Origin of the sequence: Anaeromyxobacter paludicola (assembly GCF_023169965.1) — a bacterium.
GTDB classification, from domain to species: domain Bacteria; phylum Myxococcota; class Myxococcia; order Myxococcales; family Anaeromyxobacteraceae; genus Anaeromyxobacter_B; species Anaeromyxobacter_B paludicola.
In genome coordinates, this window is the sequence record NZ_AP025592.1 from 2586593 (window position 1) to 2605719 (window position 19127).

At 73.1% G+C, this 19127-nt stretch carries 16 protein-coding genes; 6 read left to right on the top strand and 10 right to left on the bottom strand.

Annotated features, from left to right (window positions below):
- Positions 1–111 precede the first annotated feature (111 nt).
- A complete protein-coding gene (locus tag AMPC_RS11805; RefSeq protein ID WP_248340904.1) occupies positions 112–798 on the top strand; it encodes a hypothetical protein in 687 nt (228 codons plus the stop codon).
- A gap of 509 nt (positions 799–1307) precedes the next feature.
- Positions 1308–3608 carry an NADP-dependent malic enzyme gene (locus tag AMPC_RS20635; RefSeq protein ID WP_248340906.1) on the top strand — a complete coding sequence of 767 codons (2301 nt, stop codon included), beginning with the start codon at positions 1308–1310 and terminating at the stop codon, positions 3606–3608.
- A 13-nt stretch (positions 3609–3621) separates the two neighbouring features.
- On the opposite strand, the gene AMPC_RS11815 is transcribed toward AMPC_RS20635, so the two are convergent.
- The gene (locus AMPC_RS11815; RefSeq protein ID WP_248340908.1) at positions 3622–4011 is read right to left on the bottom strand and encodes a DUF302 domain-containing protein; all 390 of its coding nucleotides are present in this window, start codon (positions 4009–4011) and stop codon (positions 3622–3624) included.
- Positions 4012–4130: 119 nt separating this feature from the next.
- Here AMPC_RS11815 and AMPC_RS11820 point away from each other — a divergent pair, with 119 nt between their 5' ends.
- Positions 4131–4556 (top strand): DUF6496 domain-containing protein, encoded by a 426-nt coding sequence (locus AMPC_RS11820; RefSeq protein WP_248340910.1) that lies wholly within the window; start codon positions 4131–4133, stop codon positions 4554–4556.
- Here AMPC_RS11820 and AMPC_RS11825 read toward each other — a convergent pair.
- Genes AMPC_RS11825 through AMPC_RS11850 form a run of 6 tightly spaced genes read right to left on the bottom strand, consistent with a single transcriptional unit; the run spans position 4553 to position 11105 of the window.
- The gene (locus AMPC_RS11825; RefSeq protein ID WP_248340912.1) at positions 4553–5956 is read right to left on the bottom strand and encodes a hypothetical protein; all 1404 of its coding nucleotides are present in this window, start codon (positions 5954–5956) and stop codon (positions 4553–4555) included. The two genes, AMPC_RS11820 and AMPC_RS11825, sit on opposite strands and share 4 nt — an antisense overlap.
- Complete coding sequence (locus tag AMPC_RS11830) at positions 5953–6717, bottom strand: outer membrane lipoprotein-sorting protein (RefSeq protein ID WP_248340914.1); 765 nt, start codon at positions 6715–6717, stop codon at positions 5953–5955. The genes AMPC_RS11825 and AMPC_RS11830 overlap by 4 nt, the downstream gene beginning before the upstream one ends.
- 4 nt (positions 6718–6721) lie before the next feature.
- On the bottom strand, positions 6722–8026 hold the full coding sequence (locus AMPC_RS11835) for an ABC transporter permease (protein WP_248340916.1): 1305 nt from the start codon (positions 8024–8026) through the stop codon (positions 6722–6724).
- Between the two features lie 2 nt (positions 8027–8028).
- The gene (locus AMPC_RS11840; RefSeq protein WP_248340918.1) at positions 8029–10185 is read right to left on the bottom strand and encodes an FtsX-like permease family protein; all 2157 of its coding nucleotides are present in this window, start codon (positions 10183–10185) and stop codon (positions 8029–8031) included.
- On the bottom strand, positions 10182–10907 hold the full coding sequence (locus AMPC_RS11845; protein ID WP_248340921.1) for an ABC transporter ATP-binding protein: 726 nt from the start codon (positions 10905–10907) through the stop codon (positions 10182–10184). The genes AMPC_RS11840 and AMPC_RS11845 overlap by 4 nt, the downstream gene beginning before the upstream one ends.
- Positions 10908–10922: 15 nt before the next feature.
- On the bottom strand, positions 10923–11105 hold the full coding sequence (locus tag AMPC_RS11850; RefSeq protein WP_248340923.1) for a CPXCG motif-containing cysteine-rich protein: 183 nt from the start codon (positions 11103–11105) through the stop codon (positions 10923–10925).
- Between the two features lie 25 nt (positions 11106–11130).
- Between AMPC_RS11850 and AMPC_RS11855 the strand changes: the two genes are divergently transcribed.
- Positions 11131–11784 (top strand): Smr/MutS family protein, encoded by a 654-nt coding sequence (locus tag AMPC_RS11855; RefSeq protein ID WP_248340925.1) that lies wholly within the window; start codon positions 11131–11133, stop codon positions 11782–11784.
- Here AMPC_RS11855 and AMPC_RS11860 read toward each other — a convergent pair.
- The 3 genes from AMPC_RS11860 to AMPC_RS11870 are packed head-to-tail and all read right to left on the bottom strand — an operon-like array spanning position 11761 to position 16107.
- Positions 11761–13677, bottom strand: a complete 1917-nt coding sequence (locus AMPC_RS11860) for a hypothetical protein (protein ID WP_248340927.1) — start codon at positions 13675–13677, stop codon at positions 11761–11763. The genes AMPC_RS11855 and AMPC_RS11860 overlap by 24 nt on opposite strands.
- On the bottom strand, positions 13674–14363 hold the full coding sequence (gene pyrF, locus AMPC_RS11865; RefSeq protein WP_248340929.1) for an orotidine-5'-phosphate decarboxylase: 690 nt from the start codon (positions 14361–14363) through the stop codon (positions 13674–13676). Before pyrF ends, AMPC_RS11860 begins: the two co-directional genes overlap by 4 nt.
- Before the next feature lie 22 nt (positions 14364–14385).
- Complete coding sequence (locus AMPC_RS11870; protein WP_248340931.1) at positions 14386–16107, bottom strand: proline--tRNA ligase; 1722 nt, start codon at positions 16105–16107, stop codon at positions 14386–14388.
- Positions 16108–16242: 135 nt separating this feature from the next.
- Here AMPC_RS11870 and AMPC_RS11875 point away from each other — a divergent pair, with 135 nt between their 5' ends.
- Together AMPC_RS11875 and AMPC_RS11880 are read left to right on the top strand one after the other, a co-directional pair.
- The gene (locus AMPC_RS11875; protein WP_248340933.1) at positions 16243–17811 is read left to right on the top strand and encodes a cytochrome ubiquinol oxidase subunit I; all 1569 of its coding nucleotides are present in this window, start codon (positions 16243–16245) and stop codon (positions 17809–17811) included.
- 2 nt (positions 17812–17813) lie between these two features.
- Positions 17814–18926, top strand: coding sequence for a hypothetical protein (locus tag AMPC_RS11880; RefSeq protein WP_248340935.1), 1113 nt, complete (start codon positions 17814–17816; stop codon positions 18924–18926).
- The last annotated feature ends 201 nt before the right edge of the window (positions 18927–19127 follow it).

Here is a 19127-nt window from a genome sequence, read left to right on the forward strand (position 1 = left end):
CGAGCATGCCTTCGGCCTGATGCACAAGGGTCCGCCAATTCAAGAGCAAGTTCGACGGACCGACCCAAGCGGACCTGAACGCCTGTTCCGTTCTCGTGGCATGATGCACTCATGCCCTCGCGCTCGCACCGCACCCGCCGTTCCCGCCAGGCCGATCTCGCCTTTCGCTCCCACGGCGGCGCGCGGCGCGGCGCCGGGCGCAAGCCGAAGAACAGGGTGAAGGCGGGTGCCTCCCACGCCGTGCGCGCCGAGCTCTCCCCGCGCCACCCCGTCCACCTGACGCTCCGGCCGAGAGCCGGCGTCTGGAACCTGCGCAGCCGCCGGGCCTTCCGCGTCATCGGTCGCGCGCTGCTCGGGCTCGCCTCGGCACGGCGCGACTTCCGGGTGGTCCACTTCTCGGTCCAGGGAAATCACCTGCACCTCCTCGCGGAGGTCCAGGGCAAGTCGGCGCTCACCGAGGGCGCGCGCTCGCTCGCGGTCCGGCTCGCCATGGGCCTGAACCGGCTCATGGGCACCCGCGGCCAGGTCTTCGACGACCGCTACCACGCCCACGTGCTCCGGACGCCGTCGGAGGTGAAGCGCGCCCTCGCCTACGTCCTCGGCAACTTCGCCTCGCACGCGCGGCGCCGGGGCGAGCCACTGCCGCGCGGGTTGGTGGACCCGTTCTCGTCGGCGGCGTTCCGGCGCCGTGGCGAGGCGGACGCGGCGCGAGTGGCCTGGGGCCCACCGCGCTGGTTCGGCGGACTCGAGCGGCTGGTGGCGCCGCCGCGGACGTGGTTGCTGCGAACGGCGGCCTGAAGCGACTCATCGGCCCGGCCCAGGAGAGCGCCAGATCGAAAGGGCTGGCGCTGCCGACCTGCGCGGCGCGATGGGGCCGCCGTCGCTCCCCGTCACCGCCCTCCCGGACGGCGCGCCGGTGTAGGGCGAGTGGCAGGACAGGCCTCGCGTTACCGGCGCCGCTCCAACCGGTCACCGCCCTGACGCCGTCGCGACCATCGACGTGCGCGCACCGTCCTCTCCACGAACCGGCACCCGCTCTTGAATCGGCGGACCCTCCATCCCGCGGCCGAGAGCCCCGTTCGCCGCCACGGCTGCGGAGCGGAGCGCCTGGGTGGGCGGAGGGCGCCTTGCGGAGCGCCGCCATGAGCCCCTCGGATCAGCGGGCCCCGTTGGCGCGGCGCGCCATCGCACGCCCCGTTCCGGGTGCGTAGAAACACACGCACGCGCAGCAAAAGTGGCGTCTTGACAAGGTTCGGGGGTTGGAGTCTGACTGTTCCCCCCTCCACTACTTCGCGTCAGGAAAAGCCATGGCCACCGACTTCACCCAGAAGAAGCCCGACGGCGGCAACAAGAAGGTGCGCCGCGAGGACGCGCTCGCCTACCACTCGAGCGGCCGCAAGGGGAAGATCGAGGTCGTCCCGACGAAGCCCTGCTCCACGGCGCGCGACCTCGCGCTCGCCTACAGCCCCGGCGTCGCCGAGCCCTGCCTCGAGATCGCGAAGGACGAGGAGCTCTCGTACCAGTACACCGCCCGCGGCAACCTCGTGGCGGTGGTCTCGAACGGCACCGCCGTGCTCGGCCTGGGGGACATCGGCCCGGCCGCAGGCAAGCCGGTCATGGAGGGCAAGGGGGTCCTCTTCAAGAAGTTCGCGGACGTGGACGTCTTCGACATCAACATCTCCGCCAAGACCGTGGACGAGGTCTGCCAGGTGGTGCGGGCGCTCGAGCCGACCTTCGGGGGCATCAACCTCGAGGACATCAAGGCCCCCGAGTGCTTCATGATCGAGGAGCGGCTCAAGCGGGAGATGAACATCCCCGTCTTCCACGACGACCAGCACGGCACGGCCATCATCAGCGGCGCGGCGCTCCTCAACGCGCTCGCCATCACCGGCAAGGAGATCGGCAAGGTCCGGGTGGTGGTCTCCGGCGCCGGCGCGTCCGCCATCGCCTGCACCAAGTTCTACCTGTCGCTCGGCGTGCGGCGCGAGAACGTGCTCCTCGTGGACACCAAGGGCGTGGTCTACAAGGGCCGCACCGAGGGAATGAACCAGTGGAAGGCGGAGTTCGCCGCCGACACCCGCTGCCGCACGCTCGCCGACGCCATGGAGGGGGCCGACGTCTTCCTCGGCTGCTCGGTGAAGGGGCTCGTCACGCAGGACATGGTCCGGTCGATGGCGAAGGACCCGATCGTCTTCGCCCTCGCCAACCCCGATCCCGAGATCAGCTACCCCGACGCGGTGGCCGCCCGCGAGGACGTCATCATGGCCACCGGGCGGAGCGACTACCCGAACCAGGTGAACAACGTCCTCGGCTTCCCGTTCATCTTCCGCGGCGCCCTCGACGTGCGCGCCAAGGCGATCAACGAGGAGATGAAGATGGCGGCGGCCCGGGCGCTCGCCGCCATGGCCCGCGAGGAGGTGCCGGAGTCGGTCTCCCGCGCCTACGGCGGGGACAAGTTCTCCTTCGGCCGCAACTACATCATCCCGAAGCCGCTCGACCCCCGCGCGCTCCTCTGGGTGGCCCCGGCGGTGGCGAAGGCGGCCATCGACAGCGGCGTGGCCCGGGTGCAGCTCTCGATGCCCGAGTACGTGGAGCGGCTCAAGAAGCTCCAGAGCCGCAGCCACCAGGTGATGGGCTCGGTCTTCGCGAAGACCCGCGGCCCGAAGCGGGCGCGCATCGTCTTCCCGGAGGGGCACCTCCCCAAGATCCAGCAGGCCGCCGCCATCCTCCGCGACGAGGGGATCTGCGAGCCCATCCTGCTCGGCCCGCCGAAGCTCCTCCAGAAGACCATCGAGGAGCAGCGGCTCGAGGACCTCGCCGGCGTCACCATCATCGACCCCATCGAGAGCTCCGAGTTCCAGCGCTACGTGAACGCCTACTACACGCAGCGGCAGCGCCACGGCGTGACCCTCGACAGCGCCCGCAAGCGGCTCCGCCAGCGCGCCTACTTCGGCTCGATGATGGTGCACCTCGGCGAGGCCGACGGCCTCGTGACCGGCCTCGCCACGCCCTACCCGGAGGCCATCCGGGTGCCGCTCGAGATCATCCGCACCCACGGCGGCCGGCGCGCCGGCGGCGTGAACATCCTGGTCCAGAAGAACGACGTCCGCTTCTTCGCCGACTGCACGGTGAACGTGGACCCGACCGCCGAGGAGCTGGCCGAGATCGCCATCAGCACCGCGAGCCTGGCCCGCTTCTTCGGCGTCGAGCCGCGGGTGGCGATGCTCTCCTACTCGAGCTTCGGCAGCGCCCGCGGCGCGAGCCCGGCCAAGGTGCGCCGCGCGACCGAGATCGCCCGCGCCGGCAACATCCAGGTGGACGGCGAGATCCAGGTGGACCTCGCCTGCTCGCCGGAGCTGCGCGCCGCCGAGTTCCCCTTCAGCACGCTCCAGGACGAGCCGAACGTCTTCGTGTTCCCGAACCTCGACTCGGCCAACATCGCCTACCAGCTCCTGGAGCGGCTCGGCGGGGCCGAGGTGATCGGGCCGGTGCTGCTGCACATGGCCAAGCCGGTCAACATCCTGCAGATGGGCTCCGGCGTGCAGCAGATCGTCAACCTGGCCGCGGTCACGGCGGCCCGGGCGGTGGGCGGCGAGTTCGTGTTCTAGCGGGTCCGGCCGCTCACTCCAGGCCGGCGAGCACGCGCGCGAGCCGCTCCCGCACCTCGGCCGCGATGGGCGCGAGCGAGGGGAGCGCCGCCGCCATCGTGGCCGAGGGATCCACGGCGTCCACCTCGGTCCGCCCGTCGTCGCGCTCGAACACCACCACGTTGCAGGGCAGCATCACCCCGACCGACGGCTCGCTCGCGAGCGCCCGGTGCGCCAGCGCCGGGTTGCAGGCGCCCAGGATCCGGTAACGGCGGAAGTCCACCCCCAGCTTCTGCTTCAAGGTGTCCTTCACGTCGATCTGGGTGAGCACGCCGAAGCCCTCCGCCTTCAGGAGGTCCGGCAGCTTCGCCAGCGCCTCCTCGTAGCCGAGGCCCACCGTCTTCTTCATCGAGAACGTCGCCATGTGAGCTCCCTCCCCGTCTCGCCGTGGGAGCCGATACCGGGGGCGCGCGGTGCGGCAACGACCCCGAGGGGCTTCCGCTTCGGGCGGGGGATCCCTATCTCGCCGGTGAGGAGGTCCGCATGCCGGAGAAGAGGACGCTGGCCCGCGCGCGGCGCGACAGGCGCGAGGGGAAGGCCGCCACCACGCAGGCGGGGGAGTTCGTGCGCGAGGAGATGGAGCACGCCAAGGAGGGCAAGCACCCGGTGAAGGGGCGCAAGCAGGCCATCGCCATCGGGCTCTCGAAGGCGCGGCGCGCGGGAGTGAAGGTGCCGCGCAAGAAGAGAGGGGCCGGCGGCCGCGGCGCGGCGGGGAAGGGCGCGGCCCGGAAGACCGCGGCGCGCGGCGGCGCGCGCAAGTCGTCGGCGGGCGGCGGGGCGCGGAAGTCCTCGACCGCGCGGCGCCCGTCGAGGAGCGCGACGCGCAAGGCGCCGGCGCGCAGGGCGGGCGCGCGGGGGGCGGCGGCGTCGCGCAAGGCGTCGCCCCGCAAGGCGGCGCGGCGGCGCTAGAGCGCCACCCGCAGCGCCAGCCCGGCGTCGAAGACCTGCGCCGCGACCGAGACGTGCGGCACCGCCCCCTGCGCCGGGATGTCCACCCCGAGCCGGAACTCGCCGCGCTTGTCGCCGTAGTGCGCCGCCGCGTAGGCCTCGACGCGCAGGTACGTCAGGACGAGCACCTGCCAGTCGAGCCGCGTGATGAACGAGCGATCGGAGAGGTTCGCGAGCGTGGAGAGCGTGATGGTGGTGTCGTTCCAGCGCCCCGGCTTGGGCAGCAGGAACCAGGCGCCGGCGTAGTGGCGCCCCAGGTAGAAGGGCGTGAACGCGCCGGTGACGAAGAGGACCGGGTAGAGGTCGGGGCCGGCGTAGCCGTTGTCGTCGAAGGCGTACTCGCCGCCCACCGTGAAGGTGTCCTCGTCGGAGTACTTGTAGGACCAGCTCGCGCCGGCCGTCACCGCGGGGCGGAAGCCGCCGGGCTGCCAGGCCTGGTAGCTCGTGAGCTCGCCCGGCACCGCGAGCCGGTAGAGCGGGCGCACGCTGCCCCAGCGCAGCGCCGCCTCGCCGTACACGTCCACCTCGCCCACCCCGGCCGACAGGTCGAGCCCGAAGCGCGGGTCCATGCCCTTGCGCACGAGGGCGTCGAGCCCGAGCTCGGCGTTGCCGAGCACGATCTCGGCCCGCCCGCCGGCGCCGAGCTTGCCGGCCTGGTTGGCCGCCTCGTCCCCCTCGAGCAGCGCCACGCCGTAGAAGTTCCAGCCCCGCTCCTCCCACGGGACGTGCACCTTCACCATGCTGGTCCCGGTGCGGGCGTCGAAGAGCGCGAGCGGGTCGCGGCGGACGGCGTGCAGGTAGTCGGTCGGGTTCCAGAACCGGGCCACCCCCCACTTCACGTGCTGCCGCCCAGCGGTCACGAAGGCGCGGTGGCTCACGTCGAAGTTGACCCAGAGCTGGTCGAGCACCACCTGCGTCTGCGCGCGCGCCGGGGTGCCGAAGGGGCCGGGCTGGCTCGGGTCGATGGTCGGGTCGAAGAAGGTCCGGGCCAGGACGAAGCCGCGCACCCGGTCGTTGGGGCGCGCGTCGAGGTAGCCGTCGATGATCGACGGCGAGGAGAGCGCCCACTCCGAGAGCGGCACGCCCTCCTGCGCGAGGAGGACGGACCGCAGGTAGAGCTGGCCGCCGATGGCGAGCGGATCGGGGCGGGCCGGCGCGGGCGGCTGCTCGGCCTCGGCGCCCTGGGGGGTCTGGGGCGGCGGCGGGCGCCCCTGCGCGCCCGGCGTGGGCGTGGCCTCGGGGCCGGGCCGCTCCGGCGCCGCGGGCGCGCCGAAGATCTCCTCGTCGGAGGGGCGCTCCTGCGGGGCGGCGGCGAGCGGTGCGGCGGCGGCGAGCGCGGCCGCGAGCGCGAGGGCCCTCATCGGCTCTTCGCCTCGAGCCAGGCCTTCGTGAACAGGTTCGGGTCGAGCGGCCGCAGGTCCACCGACTTGATGAGGATGAGCGTCTGGTTGGCCTTCTCGATCTCGTCGTAGAAGCGCATCTCCTCCGGGAACCAGACGTCGCCCTTCTTCGACTCCGAGTGGAGCTTCTTCCAGCGCGGGTAGAGGCTCGTGCGCATGAGCTTGCCGGAGAGCGCCAGCTCCTGCCGCTTCAGCACGTTGTGCGTCGCCTCGTCCACCCAGAGCCGGATCTGCGGGAAGGCCACGTCCACGCCCGGCTTCACCGTGAGGAGCAGCCGGTGGACCTGATAGGCGCCGAGCCTGGCGTCGCCCTCCCACTTCGCGTCGTACTCCTCGGCGAGGCGCGACTCGTCGAGGTCGCCGCGGCGGGTGTCGGTCCCGCCGATCCGCTCGCGCTCGGTCCGCCGCTCCCAGCGTCCCACCGCCGGGTCGTAGAACCAGAGGTTCTTCTCGATGCGGAGGTAGCCCTTCCCCTGCTCGGAGCGGGGCTTGTCGAACAGGATCATGAACTTCTGGTCGGCGGAGCGGCGGAAGACCGTCAGCTCGTAGACCACGTCGGTCTTGTCCTTCTCCTTCGCCTCCATGTAGCAGAGCGAGCGCCAGTCGCCGGCGTTGCGCTGGCGCTCGTCCACGGTCTGGACCACCCGCTTCACCTCGTCGGGGGTGAGGGCGCGCGCGGGGAGCGGGGCGAGGAGGAAGAGGGCGAGCAGGATCCGCGTCATGGGCTCATCCGATGTGGTGCATGGCGGTGACCGGCTCGAGCCGGGCGGCGCGCCGGGCGGGGTAGAGGGCGGCGAGGGTGGTGACGAGGGCGATGCCGGCGGCGTCGCGCAGCACCGTCGCGCCGTGGACCGAGAGCGTGAGGTTGCGCTGCATGAGGAAGAACTGCACCGCCGTCGGGACCGCCACGTGGGCCCGGTTCACGGCCGCGGCGAGCCCCCAGCCGAGGAGCGCGCCGGCGGCGGTGCCCAGCACGGCGAGGAGCGCCGCCTCGAGCAGGAAGAGCCAGAGCACCTTTCGCCGCTGCATCCCGATGGCCCGGAGCGTCCCGATCTCGCGCGTCCGCTCCCGGATGGCGATCCAGAGGGTGTTCATGATCCCGACCACCACGATCACCATCAGCACGGTGGCGAGGATGCCGGTGAGCCCCTGCAGCGCCGAGAGGATCCAGGTGAGGAACGAGAGCTCGTCCTCCCAGGTGGTCACGTCGAGCTTCTGGCCGGTCCAGTCCTCCGAGTTCACGCGCTGGAACTTCTGCCAGTAGGGCTGCGGATCGGCGTCCATCACCTTCCAGCCGTCGCGGGCGAGATCGTCCCGGAGCCGCGCCGCCACCCGCCCCGCCTGCTTCGGGTCCGCGAGGAAGAGGTGGATGGCGCCGGCGTTGTCGGCCTTGAGCTGGTAGAGCTTGCGGATCTCGCCGATGGGGACGAAGGCGTGGAAGGAGGAGAGCAGCCCGACGCTCTTCGCCACCGCCACCACCCGCAGGTCGGCGGTGTTGTTCATGCCGCGGGCGGTGGGGGCGGAGATCGTGAAGGCGTCGCCCACGCCCACCCCGAGCCGCTTCGCCTGGTCCTCGAAGAGGAGCACCGTCCCGGGCTCCTTCAGCCCGTCGAGGTCGCCGGCCTGGAGCTGCACCACCTCGCGGAAGCGCGGCTCGGTGACCACGTCGATCCCGGCGAGCACCAGGTTCATCGAGCCCTGCTCGGAGACCGCCTTCCCGTAGCCGCGGCCGCGCACCACCGCGTACTCGAGCTCCGGCACGTGGCGGCGCACGCTCGCGAGGATGTCGGGGTACCGCGTCACGAGCGCGCCCGCCATGCCGCTCGTGATCTTGTAGAAGCCGCCCACGTTGACGTGGCCGGTCATGATGGTGGTGGCCGAGTCGAGCATCGCCTCGCGGATGCCGGCGGTGAGCCCGCCGAGGAGCACCAGCAGCGCGGTCACCGCGGCGATGGCGCTCCCGAGGAACAGGTTCCGGCGGGTGTGCCGGGCGAGGTTGCGGCCGGAGATGAGGAGGTCGGTCGCCAGCATGGCTAGTCCTCCCCCGACTGCATCGCCTCGAGCGGCGTGACCCGGGTGGCGATGAGGGCCGGGTAGAGCCCCGAGACCACGCTCACGAGGAGCACGATGGTGAGCGAGACCGCGAGCGAGCCGGCGCCGAGCCGGGGCAGCAGGCTCGGCCCGGAGAAGAAGAAGTACATCCGGTCGCTCGTGGCCGGGATCCCGCCGGCGGCGCGGATGAGCCAGACCACGCCGGCGCCGATGGCGCTCCCGACGAGCCCGAAGGCGACGCCGACCGAGACCGACTCGACGAGGACCATCGCCCAGACGAAGCGGCGCTGGGCGCCGATGGCGCGCAGGGTGCCGATCTCGGTGACCCGCTGCAGGGTCGCCATCACCATGGCGTTGTTGATGATGACCAGGGCGACCGCGAAGATGATGAGGACGGCCACGTAGAGGACGAGGCGCGCCAGGGTGACGAACTGCCCCACCATCCCGGCCGCCTCCTGCCAGGTGACCGCCTTGAGGTGGAGCCCCGCCCGGTCGCCGGCGGCGACGATGTCGCGCATGGCCTGGGGGATGTGGCGCGGGTCGTCGAGGATGACGGCGGCGTTGAGGGCGACGCCCTGGTCCGGGTCGCTCGGGGACGTGGCAGCGCCCCCTCCCTGGCCCTCCCCCGCTTCGCGGGAGAGGGGATGAGGCTGCTCCGGTGCCGCCGGCCCCGGCGGCGCCGCCGCGACCGGCCCCGTCACCACCGGCGGCGCCGCCGGCGCGGAGCCGAACAGCGACGCCTCGGCCTCCTCGCGCGAGAGGTCCTTCACCCCCGCCGCCGCCTTGAGCCCGCGGATCTCGGCGCGGGCCTCCGGCGTCAGCCACCCGAAGAGCTCGCGGAAGGAGTCGATGTCCATCACGCTCATCACGCCGGCGAACCCCGACTTCTCGAGCCCCTTGAACTGCACGAGCCCCCACACCTTCAGGTTCACCGACTTGGTGTAGCCGGAGCGCGCCGCGCCCTGGACCGTGACCGCGTCGCCCACCTTGAACGGGTAGAGCTGCAGCATCGGCGCGAGCTCGCCGTAGAAGATCCGGTAGCGCTCGGCGAAGTTCCGGTCGTCCACGGCGAGGAGCTGCCCGAGGAGCTTCCCGAGGTCCTGCTCGCCCGAGCCGAGCGCCGTCCGGAGCCGCCGCGCCGCCTCGGCCGCCTGCATGGGGTCGAGCTGCATCAGGATCTCGCGCGTCTGCCCGCCCGCCTCCTTGACCCACCGGGTGAGCTCCTCGTCGCCGGCGATCTTCCGGTGGTGCAGCGTGATCGCCTCCTGGAGCTGATCGAGCCGCCGCGCCGCACGGAGCTTGAGGTAGTCCTCGGCGTAGAGCTTCCCGATGAGGAGCCCGCGCTGGCCGGGCGGCGGCAGGCTGCCCTCCACGATCTCGAGCCGGTCGAAGGCGCGCCGGAACTGCTCGAGGTCGGTGCCGACGTAGCGGATGTAGATGAGCGTCCCCTCGAGCGCGAGCGGCGCGATCCGGTTCTCCAGGAACTCGAGCGCGGCGAGCGGATCGCGCGGGAGCTCCTCGTCCCAGAACTCCGGGGAGGTGGCGCGGGCGAGGTCCTCGGCGTTGCGCGCCCGCTCGGCCGCCTCCTTCCCGCCGATCTCGATGATCTCGGTCGCCTGCCGGAGGTCGTCGCGCAGGAGCGTGGCCATCCGGCGCAGGTGGGCCGCGTGCGCTTCGGTGCGGGCCTCGAGCTCCGGACCGCCCTGCCCGGCGAGCCGCGCCCGGACGTCGGCGCGGAGCTTCGCCACCGCCTGGTCGAAGAGGTTCCCGGGCGACACCATCGCGGTGCCGAGCCCCATCGGCACCACCTGCTTCACGCCGGGGACGGCCGAGATCGCCGACTTCACCCGGGCGAAGTCCTCGAACGGCGTCAGCTCCGGGTCGCCCATCATGCTGCCGTAGAGCGCGAGCGGGTCCTTCGAGCGGGCGTCGTAGACCTGCACGTGGCCGGCGAGGCTCCCCTGGATCGAGGCGCGCATGCCCGCGTCCACCGTGTCCACGAGCGAGCTCCCCACCACCACCAGCACCGCGCCGAACAGGATGATGCCGCCGACGATGAGGGTCTTGGCGCGGCTCGCGAAGAGGTCGCGGAAGGCGATCTGCAGGAGGATCCGCAGCGCCGCCATCCGGCCGCTCACGGGGCGCCTCCGCCGGCCGCCTCCCGGGGAGGGGCCTCGCGCGCGGCGACGATCCGGCCGTCGGCGATCCGCACCACCGCCGAGGCGTGGCTCATCACCCGCGCGTCATGGGTGGAGAAGATGAAGGTGGTGCCGCCCCGCCGGTTCATCTCCTTCATGAGGTCCACCACCGCGCCGCCGGTGGCGGAGTCGAGGTTGGCGGTCGGCTCGTCGGCGAGCACCAGCGCCGGCCGGGTGACGAGGGCGCGGGCCACCGCGACGCGCTGCCGCTGCCCGCCGGAGAGCTCGCTCGGCCGGTGGCGGGCGTGGCTCGCGAGCCCGACGCGCTCGAGCAGCTCCCCCACCCGCGCCCGCCGCTCGCGGGCGGCGAGCCCGCCCTGGAGCAGCAGCGGGAACTCCACGTTCTGCTCCACCGACAGCACCGGGACGAGGTTGAAGCTCTGGAAGATGAAGCCGATCCGGTGCAGCCGCAGGTCGGTGAGCCTCCGCTCCGAGAGCGTGCCGGTGTCCAGGCCGGCGAGCGCGACGGTGCCGGACGAGGGCGTGTCCACGCAGCCGATGAGGTTGAGGAGCGTGGTCTTGCCCGAGCCGGACGGCCCGGCGATGGAGAGGAACTCGCCCTCGGCCACCTCGAGCGAGACGTCCTGCAGGGCCCGCACCTCGGTCTTGCCGAGCTGGTAGACCTTGCTCACGTTCCGGACCGAGACGATGCTCTCGCCCATGCGCACCCCCGTGCGTCAGTCGTCCTGCCGCGCGATCCCGACCGCGAAGCCCCCGGGCTCCTCCTCGACGGCGTGGATCACCCAGGGGCGGCAGCAGACCGGACAGTCCTCCTCGTAAGTCTGCACGTCCCCGCCACCGGGGTCGATGAAGATCGTCACCCACTCCCCGCAGTAGGGGCACTGGATCTCTTGGTCCATGGCCGGCCCGGCTTATAGTTCCTTCGTGGCGAAAAAGCCCTTCAACAACCCCTTCACCCGGGTGAAGCTCCCGCCGCCGGAGCCGCCGGAGCCGCCGCCCCCGGCGCCCGAGCCGCTCGCCCCGCCGGCGCGGGAGCCCACCGAGGAGGAGCTCTGGGCGGAGGCGACCGCGGGGGCCCACCCGGTGACGCGCGGCCCGGAGCGGGTCGAGCCGTCCCTGCCGCACGGGCGGGCGCCGGCCTTCTACCACCCGGACCTCGAGGCGCTCGACGAGCTCAAGGCGCTGGTGTCGGGCGCGGGCTCGTTCGACGTCGCCGACACCGACGAGTTCATCGAGGGGCGGGTGAACGGGCTCGACCCGCAGATCGTGCGGCGCCTGCGCAAGGGCGAGTTCGCGGTGCAGGGGCACGTGGACCTGCACGGCCTCACCCGGGCCGAGGCGCGGGCGGAGGTGGAGGCCTTCCTGCGCGCCGCGCGGACGGCCGGGAAGCGCTGCGTCCTCGTGGTGCACGGGCGCGGGCTCCACTCCGACGACCAGGTCCCGGTCCTCAAGGAGGCCCTCAAGACCTGGCTCGCGCAGGGCCGCTTCGCCCGCCACGTGCTCGCGTTCGCGAGCGCGCGGCCCTCCGACGGCGGGACGGGGGCGGTGTACGTGCTACTTCGCCGCGCCGGCCGCTGAGGCGGGCGCCGCCGCCTTCTCCGTCTTCGCCCCGAGCACGTCGAGCCCGTCCTGCGACTGGATCAAGGCCTGGATGCCCTGCCCCGGCGCCTTGTCGCTCCAGCCGGCGGAGAGCACGTAGGTGCGCCCCTCCCCGGCCACCGCGAGCACCCTTCCGGCGCTGCCCTTGCCGGCGTAGCGCACCGCCCAGGCCTCCCGCCCGTCGCCGCGCTTCTCGGCGTTGCTCTTGCTGACCTTGCCGGCCGGCAGCTTCGAGGCCAGGCCGCCGGCGAGCCGCTCGGCCACGTCCTTCACCAGGAGCGGCTGAGGGAGCACGGTCACCCGGAGCTGCAGGTCGCCGCGCGGGCTCGCCAGGATCACCGGCGTGAACTGGAGCCCGGTGGAGGTGGGGCCGTCCTCGAACCGGAGGGCGGGCGACTCGGGGCGGGTGAGCGCGAAGGCGAGCCGCTCGTGGACGTAGTGGCGCCCCTCCTCGCGGCCGCGGCTGGTCTCGACCTGGCCGTGGGCGGCCGGCGTGTAGACCGCGCCCGGGAGCGGCGGCCGCGGGGGCACGGCGGCGGGGATCACCGCGGCGAGCTGCTCGGAGAGGAAGGCGGCGAGGTCGCCCGGCGCGTCGCGCACCAGCGCCACCTGCCGGCCGTTGCGGCAGAGCGCGTCGGAGCGGGCCCCGCGCTGGTAGACGCGGCAGCCGGAGGAGCGCAGCTGCGGCCCGCGGTGCGCCTGCACGGCGGCGGCGGAGCTCTCGAACTCGGCCGCGTCGGCGTCGGTGTCCCACGACGTGAGCCAGAGGAGCGCCGGCGCCTCGCCGGCCTTCTCGTAGAGCGCGTACCGGTCCCCGTTCCAGCCGGCGGCGGCCTCGGCGCCGGTCTCGCGGCTCGCCCAGAGCCCCGCCCAGATCCGGATCCCGAGCTCGCCCAGGCTCCGCTCCGCCTTCTTCTCGAAGTGGCGGGAGCGCAGGACGGAGTCGTCCGCGGGGAGCTTCACGTGCGCCGGCAGCTCGCCGGCGAAGTACTTCTCCGGGTGGAGGGCCTGCTCGGTCGAGGCCGGCGGCGCCGAGAAGGCGCGGTCGAGCAGCTCGGGGCCGCCGCTCCGGAGCAGCGCCGCGCAGAGCAGCATGCCGTCGGCGTAGGCGGCGAGGAGCGACTCCGAGAGGTAGGGCGGCACGTCCTCGAGGCCGGCCTGCCGGCCCGCGCGCATGGCCTGGACCAGGGCCGGGACGGCGTCGAGATCGAGCTGCGGCGCGTTGGCGCGGAGCATCGAGAGCGAGGCGTCGCCCTCGAGGAGGAGCGGCACGGCCTCGTCGGCGTCGCCCTGGGCGGGCTCCTCCCGCGAGGCGGCGAGCAGCTTCGCGAGGCCGAGGTGCTGCGCCTGGAGCGCGTGGACCAGCTCGTGGACCACCACCAGGTTCCGCGCCGCGTCGCGGTCGGACTTCTCGCGGGCCTCGGCGGCGGCGTCCGGCTTGGGCGCGCCCGCCGGCGGCGGCGGGACCGGCGGCTCCTCGCCGAGCACGAGGACGTCCTGCTCCTCGTCGTAGTAGGCCACCACCTGGCCCGAGAGCATGGCGGCGGTGGTCGCGGCGAGGTCGGTGACGTCGGCCGGGAGGAGCTCGAGCGCCTTCAGGGCGGCGAGCTCGCGGTCCCAGCGGGCCTTCGGGACCTCGCGGACCTTCCGGTCCACCATCGCCTTGATCTGCTCGGCCTTCTCGACGCGCACCTTCACCGGGTGGGTGAACTTGAGGCCGCGGAGGTCCTCGGCCGCCTTGACCAGCGCCGGGAAGCGCTCCTGCGCGGTGGCGGGGGCGGCCGCGGCGGGGGCGGCGAGGGCCGGGGCGGCGGAGAGGAGCGCGACGGCGGCGGCGAGCGTCGCGAGGCTGCGGTTCGGGTGGGTGCTCATTCCTGGATGCTCTCCGCGATGGCGCGCGCGGCGGCGGCGGGGTCGTTCCCCTCCCGCAGCGGGCGCCCGATGACGAGGACGTCGGCGCCGGCCCGGACGGCCTGCGACGGCGTGGCGATGCGCGACTGATCTCCCTTCGCCGCGCCGGCCGGCCGGACGCCGGGGACGACGAGGAGCACGCCCGGGCCCACCGCCGCGCGCACGGCGTGGACCTCCTGCGGCGAGCAGACGATGCCCCGCGCGCCGGCGCGCACCGCGAGCCGGGCGAGCCGCACCACCGCCGACTCGGCCGGCCCGGCGAGGCCGATCTCGTCGAGGTCGGCGTCGTCGAGGCTGGTGAGGGCGGTGACGGCGAGCACCTTCACCTCCGGCCCGGCGCCGCGCACCGCGGCGGCCACCATGTCGCTGCCGCCCGAGGCGTGGACGGTGAGCAGCGCGGCGCCGCTCCGGGCCGCGCTGCGGGCCGCGCCCTCCACCGTGTTCGGGATGTCGTGCAGCTTCAGGTCGAGGAACACGGGGCGCCCGAGCGCCGCGGCGGCCCGGACCGCCGGCGGCCCCTCCGCCACGAAGAGCTCGAGCCCCACCTTGAGCATCCCCACCCCCGGCGCCACCGCCCGCGCGAACGGCTCGGCGGCGGACCAGGTCGGGAAGTCCAGGGCGGCGCAGATTCGGTCACTACCCGTCATCGTCTCTCCTCCGGGCAGCGCCCTACTTCACCGTCGCCAGCAGCTCCGAGGCCTTGGCCTTCACCTCGCCCACCGGCACCATCGCCACGTCCTTGCCCGAGCGGAGCTTCCACTCGACGGCGCCCTGGGCGAGCCCCTTCCTGCCGACGGCGATCCGCAGCGGGATGCCGAGCAGGTCGGCGTCCTTGAACTTCACGCCGGCGCGCTCGTCGCGGTCGTCGTAGAGCACGTCCATCCCCGCCTGCTCGAGCGCGGCGCAGACCTCCTGCGCCGCCTTCGCCAGCTCCGGCTCGGCGCCGAGCGTGAGCACGGTGGCGTGGAACGGCGCGATCGAGAGCGGCCAGACGATGCCCGCCTCGTCGTGGTGCAGCTCGATGGCGGCGGCCATGATCCGCTCCACGCCGATGCCGTAGCTCCCCATCACGATGGGGACCTCCTTGCCCTCGGCGGTGAGCACGGTCGCCTTCATCGAGTCGGAGTACTTGGTGCCGAGCTTGAAGATGTGGCCCACCTCGAGCGCCTTGAAGACGTCGAGCGTGCCGTCGCACTTCGGGCACCCCTCCCCGGCCTGCACCGTGCGCAGGTCGGCGAGCCTGCCGTGGGCGAGCAGATCGCGCTTCACGTCCACGCCGCGCAGGTGGAAGCCGTCCTCGTTGGCGCCGGTGGTCATGCCGGTGCGCCCCTCGAGCGCCAGGTCCACGAAGACGCGGCACTTCGTGAAGCTCACCGCACCGAGCGAGCCCGCGTGCGCGCCCATGAGCCCCGGGATCTCCTCGGGGTGCGCCGGGCGGACGTTGCTCGCGCCGGTGGCGGTCTGGAGCTTCGCCTCGTTGAGGTCGTGGTCGCCGCGGACCACCGCCACCACCGGCTGGTCGTCGGCCATGTAGACCAGGGTCTTGAGCTGCCGCTTCGCGCCCACGCCGTAGGGCTGGCGCTGCAGGGCCTCGATGGTCACCACGCCCGGCGTGGCGAACTTCTCCGGGACCGGCAGCGAGGGCAGGTCCTGCTCGGCCGGGAGGCGCGAGGTGGCGGTCTCGGTGTTGGCGGCGTAGCGGCACCTCGGGCAGGCGGCGACGAGGTCCTCGCCGGCGTCGGTCTTGACCATGAACTCCTGCGAGCCCGAGCCGCCCATCGCGCCCGAGTGGGCCTGCACCGCCACGAAGTCGAGGCCGCAGCGGCTGAAGATCTTCTCGTAGGCCCCCTTCTCGTCGTCGTAGCGCTGGTCGAGGCCGGCGTAGTCGACGTCGAAGGAGTAGGCGTCCTTCATGGTGAACTGGCGCACCCGCAGGAGGCCCGACTTCGGCCGGGGCTCGTCGCGGAACTTGGTCTGGAGCTGGTACCAGACCTGCGGCAGCTGCCGGTAGCTGCGCAGCTCGTCGCGGGCGATGGCGGTGAAGATCTCCTCGTGCGTCATGCCGAGGCAGTAGTCGCCGCCCTTGCGGTCCTTCAGGCGGAACATGTTGTCGCCCATGACGTCCCAGCGGCCGCTCTCCTTCCAGATCTCGGCCGGGTGGAGGGCGGGCAGGTAGAACTCCTGCGCGCCGATGGCCGCCATCTCCTCGCGGATGATGGCCTCGATCCGGGTGAGCGTGCGCTTGGCCAGCGGCAGGACGTCGTAGATCCCGGCGCCGAGCTGCCGGATGAAGCCGGCGCGGACGAGCAGCTTGTGGGAGGCGACCTGGGCGTCCGCCGGGGCCTCCTTGAGCGTGGGGATGAAGAGCTGGCTGTAGCGGGAGATGGGCATGGGAGCCGGGTTATAGCCCAGCCGGAAGCCCCCGGTCATCACTGTCCGGCGCTTCCCCGACCCCCCGCTCCGGGGTACAAACGGGCCCACGGCACACGTCCGCGGGGGCCGTCGCCCCCGGCCGCTGGAGGCCCCTTGAACTACCCGGTCTGGCAGCTCGAGATGGGAGGCGGGCTGCTCATCGCGCTCGTCGCCGTCACCCACGTCTTCGTCTCGCACTTCGCCGTGGGCGGCGGGCTCTTCCTGGTGATGGCGGAGCGGCGGGCCTACCGCACCCAGGACGCCGGGCTCCTCGACTGGCTCCGGCGCCACGCCCGGTTCTTCGCCCTCCTCACGCTCGTGTTCGGGGCGGTCTCCGGCGTCGGGATCTGGTTCACCATCGGCCTCGTCCACCCCGCCGCCACCTCGGCGCTCATCCACGTCTTCGTGTGGGGCTGGGCCATCGAGTGGGTCTTCTTCTTCGTCGAGATCGCGGCGGCGGTGATCTACGCCTCGACCTGGGACCGGCTCGACCGGCGCACCCACCTCGCGGTCGGCTGGATCTACTTCGTCGCCGCCTTCATGAGCCTCGTGGTCATCAACGGCATCCTGGCGTTCATGTTCACGCCGGGGGCCTGGCTCGACCCGGCGACGCGCTCCTTCTGGACCGGCTTCTTCAACCCCACCTACTTCCCGCAGCTCCTCGTCCGCACGCTCGCGGCGGTGGCCTTCGCCGGCCTCTACGTCTTCGCCACCGCCTGGCGCGCGCCGCTCGCCGAGCGCCCCAAGCTCGCCCGCTACGCCGCCCTCTGGGCGCTCCCCGCCACCCTCGCCGGCCCGCTCGCGGCGGTGCTCTACCTCCAGGCCGCCCCCGGGGCGAAGGACCTGGTGTTCGGCACGGCGATCCCCGGCGCGACCCACTCGTTCCGGATGGTGATCGGGTGCGCCGTGCTCTACGGCCTCCTGCTCGCCGCGGTGGCGCTCCTCGCGAGGCGCCGGCCCGGGATCGTGTCGCTCCCCACCGGCGTCGCGCTCCTCGTCCTCGGATACGGCTCGATCGCCGGCGCCGAGTTCGTGCGCGAGTCGATCCGCAAGCCCTACGTCATCGGCAACCCGCAGGCCGGCTACCTCTACGTGAACGGCCTCACGCCGGCCGACACCGCCCGCGCGCAAGCGTCCGGGCTCCTCGCCGAGGCCCGCTGGGTGAAGGGCAAGGACGGCGCGCCGCTCGCCGGCGCCGAGCGCGGGGCCGAGGTGTTCCGGGTCGCCTGCCGCGGCTGCCACTCGCTCGCGGGCTACCGGCCCATCCGCAAGTACGTGGACGGCAAGCCGGTCGCCGCCATCGCCACGATGGTCGGCCGGCTCGACAAGCTGCGCGGCCGGATGCCGCCCTTCCCCGGCGCCGCCGACGAGGCCCACGACCTCGCCCTCTACCTCGGCGGCCTGGACGGCGAGCTCGAGCCGCAGGAGCCGGCCCCCGGCGGCGCCAAGGTGGCCGACGCCAAGGCGCTGCTCCAGGACAAGTGCCTCGCCTGCCACGACCTCGACGGCAAGGGCTCGAACCCGCTCCGGCCCAAGGTGAAGGGTTGGAGCGCCGCGGTGGCCTACGAGAAGCTCGGCAAGCTCTCTCAGCTCAACGCCGGGATGATGGGCATGGACGTCACCGACGAGGCCGAGCGCAAGACGCTCGCCGGCTACCTCGCCACCCTGGCCACGGAGAACTAGAGATGAACGAGCCGCTCGTCTTCCCGGCCGTGGACGCGATCCCGCTGCCCGCGCCGGTCTGGCTGCTCCAGGTCTTCCTCACCCTCTGCTTCACGCTCCACGTCGTGCCGATGACCGTGACGCTGGGCGGCGGCTTCTGGGCGCTCGCCGCTCGCGCCAAGGGGGCCGACCCCGCGTTCGCCGCGCTCGCCCACCGGATGGGCAAGTGGCTGCCGTACTGGACCGCCGCCGCGGTCACCACCGGCGTGGCCGCGCTGCTCTTCCTGCAGGTGCTCTATGGCCCGGCGTTCTACGCGGCGAGCGTGCTCATGGCGTGGCCGTGGCTCTCGGTCGTCGCGCTCGTGCTCGTCGGCTACTACGGCTACTACTTCCGCGCGTACCGCGACGAGCAGAGCCCGCGGGCGGCGTTCGCGGTGGGCGCGGTGGCGTTCGCCGCCTTCCTCGCCGTCTCGTTCCTCTACTCGAACGTGATGACGCTCATGATCGCGCCGGCCCGCCACTACCGCATGTACCTCGCGGACGCGGGCGGGACCTGGCTCAACCTCGCCGACCCGACGCTCGGCGCGCGCTGGCTCCACATGGTGCTCGGCGCCGTCGCCATCGGCGGGCTCTGGGTGGCCGCGCTCGGCGCGCTCGCGGTGAAGCGCGGCGAGGAGGACGCGGGTCGCAAGGTGCTCGCCTTCGGCGCGCGCGGGTTCGCGCTCGCGACGCTGGCCGAGGTGGTGAGCGGGTTCTGGTTCCTGGCGGCCTTGCCGCGGGACCAGAAGGTCCTCTTCATGGGCGGCAGCGGGCGCGCGACGGGCTACCTCGTCGCCAGCCTGCTCCTCACCTTCTCGGTGGTGCTCATCGCCTTCCGGGCGCCCGGCAAGGCGCAGCCGCTCCGCGCCGTGATCTCCGCCGCCGGCCACGTGCTCGCCGTGATCGTGCTCATGATCGCCATGCGCGGCGCCATCCGCGCCGAGGCGCTGCGCGGCGTGCTCGAGCTCTCTTCCATGAGGGCGGAGCCGCAGTGGGGGGTGATCGGGATCTTCCTCGTGCTGCTGGTGGCCGGGCTCGGCACGGTGGCCTGGATGCTGCTTCAGGTGCGGCGGGCGGCGCCGGAGGGGGCGCGGTAGCGGGCCGCTGAGGCGCGCGCTCAGCAGGTTGCTGTTCAGAGACCGGCTGCGCTCCCGCGCCGGGGTGTGCTCCGGGCGCTGAGCTCCGCGCCGGCTCGGTGCGACACGGCCGGCCCGCGCGGTCGGGGTTGATCACGTGCGCGCCTGCGGAACTCCGCCGCCCGGCTGCGCCGGTCGTCGTCGGGCAGTCCTCGGCGCGCT